This window comes from Candidatus Aquicultor secundus, from assembly GCF_002791875.1.
GTDB classification, from domain to species: Bacteria; Actinomycetota; Aquicultoria; order Aquicultorales; family Aquicultoraceae; genus Aquicultor_A; species Aquicultor_A secundus.
Map to the genome: position 1 here is coordinate 1 of NZ_PFNG01000087.1, position 5941 is coordinate 5941.

Annotated in this window: 4 protein-coding genes; 1 reads left to right on the plus strand and 3 read right to left on the minus strand. The window is 51.9% G+C overall.

Annotated elements, in window-relative coordinates; translation table 11 throughout:
• Nucleotides 1-1908, minus strand: a 1908-nt coding sequence (locus tag COY37_RS03640; protein WP_286976163.1) for a cation-translocating P-type ATPase, incomplete at its 3' end; no start/stop codon positions are given.
• 100 nt (nucleotides 1909-2008) lie between these two features.
• Nucleotides 2009-3649, minus strand: a complete 1641-nt coding sequence (locus COY37_RS03645; RefSeq protein WP_286677466.1) for an ABC1 kinase family protein — start codon at nucleotides 3647-3649, stop codon at nucleotides 2009-2011.
• Between the two features lie 281 nt (nucleotides 3650-3930).
• On the opposite strand from COY37_RS03645, the gene COY37_RS03650 reads away from it, so the two are divergent.
• Complete coding sequence (locus tag COY37_RS03650; RefSeq protein WP_286677467.1) at nucleotides 3931-5271, plus strand: response regulator transcription factor; 1341 nt, start codon at nucleotides 3931-3933, stop codon at nucleotides 5269-5271.
• 196 nt (nucleotides 5272-5467) lie between these two features.
• On the opposite strand, the gene COY37_RS11780 is transcribed toward COY37_RS03650, so the two are convergent.
• Nucleotides 5468-5755 (minus strand): GIY-YIG nuclease family protein, encoded by a 288-nt coding sequence (locus COY37_RS11780; protein WP_353682399.1) that lies wholly within the window; start codon nucleotides 5753-5755, stop codon nucleotides 5468-5470.
• Between the last annotated feature and the right edge of the window lie 186 nt (nucleotides 5756-5941).

The following is a 5941-nucleotide window of genomic DNA, read 5'->3' on the forward strand; positions in this document are numbered from 1 at the left end:
CCCCTCCTGAACGCCTTTCGAAAGCACGCTCAAGTCCTTTTCCAGCAAGACGATATCGGCCGCCTCTTTAGCAACATCCGCCGCAGTATCAACCGAAATCCCCACGTCTGAGGCATGAAGCGCCGGGCCGTCGTTGATACCGTCGCCTATGTAGCCGACCACGTTCCCGGCCTTCCTTAAAGCAAATAGGATGCGCTCCTTCTGGTTTGGCTCGACCTCCGCAAAGACCTCGGTGTGGTTGACCCTCCTTCGCAGGGCGTTATCGCTCATGTGGTTTAGCTCGCTGCCGGTGACAATGTGCGGGTTAGTTAACCCGACCTGCTTGCTCACACTTGCCGCGACCAGCGCGTTATCCCCGGTGATAATCTTTAGGTCAACCCCCAAATCCTTCATGCGGCCGATTGTTTCGATAATGCCCTTCTTCGGCGGGTCGTACAGCAGAATAAACCCGATGAAGGTCATACCGACCTCAGAGTCTTTGGTAATATCGATGGTCGACCCCACATCCTTGCAGCACACCCCGAGCGTGCGGAAGCCCTCTGCACTGAACTGCTTAAAATGTTCTCTAATCTGCCCGTCGACCTTATGGATATCGACAACCAGTCCATTTGGCAGCTCTGCCTGAGAACACACGTCAAGAATACGTGCCAGCGCGCCTTTCGTCACCATCAGGTGTGCGTCGTCCTTTTCAACCAGCACGCTCAGGCGTTTCCGAATAAAATCGTAGGGGACCTCATCGATCTTTCGATAGGCAGATACATCAAGCTTTTTATGCGTGCGGATCGCCTCGTCGATCGGGTCCATAAAGCTGGTCTCGTAAAACGCATTGAGGTACGAATAGAGAAATACCTTCTCGCTGTCATTGCCGTCGATAGCAAGCGCCCCACGCACACGCACCACGCCCTCGGTTAGCGTACCCGTCTTGTCCGAGCAGAGAACGTTCATGCTGCCGAAATTCTCGATTGCCGCAAGGCGCTTGACGATTACCTTGTTCTGCGCCATTCGTTTTGCGCCGTGGGCCAGGTTTATACTGATAATCGCGGGCAAAAGCTGCGGCGTAAGCCCCACGGCCAACGCGAGCGAAAACAAAAACGAGTCGAGCACCGGGCGGTTCAGGTACACGTTAATGGCAAAAATCGCGACAACCAGCATGAGCGTCACTTCCAGCAAAAAGTATCCGAAGTACTTTACCCCATGCTCAAATTCGGTCTCGGGGGCCTTAAGCTTCAGGCTCTCTGAAACCTTACCGAATTCCGTTTCCCTGCCCGTGCGCACGATAACCGCCTTTGCGCTTCTGCTGACCACATGCGCTCCCATAAACAGGGTGTTTTTGCGCCTGGCAAGGGGCGTATCCGCGGGCACGACCCCCGGCTCTTTTTCCACGGGGTAGGTCTCACCGGTTAACGTCGCCTCATCTACATACAGATCGCTCGATTCAAGTATCAGGCAGTCCCCCGGGATACTGTCCCCCGCCGTTAAAATCGTGATATCACCGGGAACCGCCTCGTCGATCGGGATATCCACCTGTTTACCGCCACGTAAAACCGTTGTTTTCACTTCGACGATTGCAAGCAGCTTCTCAACAGCGTCGGTCGCACCTTTCTCCTGCCAGAACCCTAAGGAACCGCTGATAAAGATAATCGTCATGATGATAAGGGCGGTCACACGGTCCTCGAGGAAAAATGAGAGAACGGCCGCAAACAGCAAAATGATGATTATCGGGCTTTTGAACTGGGATAAAAACAATGTAAACGACCCCATCCGGCGTCGCGATTTGAGCAGGTTCGGGCCGTAGCGCTCGAGCCGCTCGGACGCTTCGGGGGTCATGAGACCGTCGGGGGTCGTATTAAGGTTCCTGAGCGCTTGCTCTGCGGAAACGCTCCAAAATATGGTTAACTGCTCGCTCATAAAAAGCCTATTCTCCTTACATAATAACCAGAGCACCCATCTTTGACTATACGGTAAATGTCACGCTCAACGCCAATTCTTTTCCACGCTATCACGCCGGCTACCCTCCCGGCTTTTCCCCTGGTGCACGCTTTCTCCGTCTACCAAATAACGCGCTGAAAAACGGGAGTACAAGGCTTACCGATACAAGCGTGGCGGCGGTCAAAATACCAAAAATAAGGCGGTTGACCATTGAGTTTACGCGGATTAGCTCTTCATCCAGCCGGGGTTGGTTCGTAACAACCGAAAGCTCGCCCCTTGAAAGCTGCCCTAAAATCCTGCGGAGCTGTCGCGGGGCATTGACGCCGATATCCGCATAATCGAGCAGTGCGCGGGCCGACTTTTTAGCGAGCGCAAACGGAGAGCGCGTTTCTTCCCAAACCCTCCTGGCGAACGGGGTCATGGCCTCGGCGAACTTAAAATTAGGGTCGAGGTGCATAACAAGGCCTTCTTCCATGGAAATTGTCTTGACCAGGAGCGCAAGGTTTGCCGGCATCCGCAGGTTGTGGCGCCGGATAAGCGAGGTTACATCGTTGAGCACGCTGCGGACGTTAATCTCCCTGAGCGATAGCCCAAAATACTTAACGATGATGGAACTGATTTCGCTTCTCAACTCTGCATAGCGCTCGACACGCCCTGCTACCCCGAGATCGATATAGGCATCGATGATGCCGTCGGGGTCCTGGTCGAAAATCGCAATAAAAAGGTCGACGAGGTTCCCTTTCGTATCCTGGTCGACATAGCCCACCATACCGAAATCAACCAGGCCGATTACCCCGCCTTCCATAACGAAAAAGTTGGCCGGATGCGGGTCGGCGTGAAAGAAACCGTGGATGAATATTTGTTCCATAAGCAGATCGGTGCTTCGCGTCGCGATTATCGATGGCTCGAAACCCGCCCTGATGAGGGCGTCCCGGTCGTTGATGCGCAGGCCGGATATACGCTCCATTACAATTACGCTTGAGGTCGTATAATCCCAGGAAATCCGCGGGATATAGACGTGCTCGTCCGCCTCGAAGTTCCTGCGAAAACGGTCGGCGTTGCGGCCTTCCTGCAGATAATCCAGCTCATTAAGAAGTGTTTGAGTAAACTCCCTGGCTATTCCCTCGACATCATAGTTTTTTACAACCGGAAGTCGCCTACTCGCAAGGTTCGCCAGCTCATGGATGATAGCAACATCGATATTGACCTGCTCCTCAACCCCCGGCCGCTTGACCTTGATAACTACTTGTTCGCCGGTCATAAGCGTCGCGGCATGTACCTGGCCGATCGATGCGCTGGCAAGCGGCGTCGCGTCGATGCGTTCAAATATCTGGTCTACGTCGCGACCCAGCTCCATCTCGATCTGCAAGCGGATAGGCTCAAAGTCTACCGGCGGCACACTATCCAGCAGTTTCTCCAGCTCATGGATGTATTCGGGCGGCAGCAAGTCCACCCTGGTACTTAATACCTGCCCGAGTTTAATAAAGGTGGTCCCGAGTTCCTCAAATACCATCCGTACGTGCTCGGCCTGCGTATACGGCTCAACCCGCCGGGGATGCCCAAGGAGCCCCAACTGAAACGGAACAAACCGGGTCAGACCAAGCTGGGTCACCAAGAACCCAAAACCGTGCCTAAGCAGGGCGCTTGTAATCTCCCGATACCGATTTCTATATCTTCGCGAAACAGCCAACCGGCCGATCTGCGGAATAATCCAAGCCACCCGCCACCCCCTTTCTAGCCTTCTTTCATTAATTACCCTATTTAGCTGCTTGGTAACTACAAGGGGGTAAGGCTATCACTATCTCCAATAGTGGCCGAGATAAAAGCAACCGTACGGTATCTTTTCGAGGAGTAACGGCGTAAAGTGTCCGCAGGACCACTATGTGCGCGCAGCACTCAATGTTGCGGTGAATTTAATACAAGCCATAGAATCGGCTTGCAAGTAAAACGCATATGTCGTTAAATTAAGGGAGTAGATAGCAACCGCGCTCCAGGGGTTTTATGACACTTGGCGATGTTTTAACCCAATATCCATCGAGTTTTATTACGGTCGGTACGGCGTTCGCCTTTTTATGGCTTGCGCTGTACGTCTTCCGCGTCAATCCCGAAGACACCGTATCAAAACTGGCTTCCGGCGCTATGGTGACGGTCTTCTTCTACCTCTTCAGCACGTTCATGGTGGGTACGGCCGCATCGAAATCCCAGCTCATCCTCTATCAAAAATCACTCTGGTGGCTACCCTTCGCCCCGGTTCTATGGCTTCATCTCTCGCAAAAAGCAACGCGGCCGCTTCAGGCGGGCGGCGCCGTTGGTCGCCCGCTGGGAACCATTTTGAACGCGGCCCGGTCAAGCGCCGTGACGGGGGCCTTTTATGGAATTGCCGCCCTCTTTCTGCTGGCCGGCGCCTTTACCGATAGCCTCTTTAAGTTCAGCGCACTAACAAATACCGACCTACCGCTTAGATACCATAGTATCCCAACCGGGCCGGGTTACATCCTGTTCACCGCATTCATCTTCCTTATGATATCCATCGCCCTGGCAAACTTCCTTGCCGCCTGGTGGCAGGATAGAAAGCACTCGCAGTTCTTGTGGCTTAGCCTCGGAAGCCTCCTGTTCTGGATGGCCTCGACCGGTTTGTTGATTACCGGCATAACCGGAGCCACGGCGGGCTTTATTACAGGCAACAGAATTATGGCGATAGGAATTGTAATCGTTGCGATCGCAATACTTAAATATAACGCGTTGCTTAAAAAAGAAGCGCTGCAGAAGGACGCGATTTACGTCTCTATCGGCGCACTCGCAATCACTCTCGTGTATGTAGGGGCCGTCTTTATCGGAGAAGGCAGTATTCTTGATGTTCCCGTAGCAATTGTCGCGCTGGTAACTGCGCTCGCCCTTAGCAGCCACATGCTTGCCGACGCCCTCAGAATCTGGTTCAGCCGATTTATCGGAACGAGGTTGGGCCTCTTCACCGAAACCGAAGTCGATAAGATGAAGCACTTTTACAGCGAAGCTTCAAAGGTCAACCGGCAACAAGAGCCGGCAATCGACCTCTTTGACGACGGTGATGCGTCGGTTGACCGGCTCCTCGATCTGCTCACCCCGCGCCAGCGCGAGATAATCACGTTACGGGCGAAAGGTCTCTCAGATAAGCAAATCGCCGACACCCTCGACATAAAACTACCCACGGTTCGCAAACACATCGAGGACATCAAAACCCGCATCGGCTCCCGCGACAAAGCCGACTGCGCCATATACTGCGTAGTAACCGGCCTCCTCACCAAAGACGACCTCCTCGACTGGTTCGACTCGCTCGATATCAACGGAAACGGACACCGGTAAACTTACAACTCTCACTACCTGTCATTCTGACCCTACTGTTTGTCATTCTGACCTTACTGTTTGTCATTCTGACCTCACTGTTTGTCATTCTGACCTCACTGTTTGTCATTCTGAGCGAAGCGAAGAATCTAGAGAGCACCGGCCCAGCAAGTTATTAACCGTCTAAGCTTTTATAGCGATGTGCTGGAACAGATACCTACGAAAACCAACCTTCACTTAAATCTCTCCATATAGGATTCATTGATTCAATAAGGTCGGTCTTCCTTTTCCGTATCCAACCTTTAAGCTGCTTTTCCCTTTCAATAGCACTTTTTATATCCTCGGTAATCTCATAATAGACAAGCCGATTAACATTATACTTCTCAGTAAATCCCTCGACGAGTTTTCTTTTATGCTCAAAAACTCTCCGCTCGAGATTATTAGTAACGCCAATATATAGGGTTTTAGATCTATTGGTCATAATGTAGACGTAATACTGGTTCATAGTAGTTATAGTTCGTCAATGTACTCTCGAGTCCTCTTATTAATTAACAAGCTAGCTAGAATTTTAGCTATACTTATAGGACGCTAGATAAAGCGCATTATCTATCATAGACGATTGAGCCCTAATAACGCTTTACAGTATCTAGATTCTTCGCTTCGCTCAGAATGACAAATAGTAGGCTCAGAA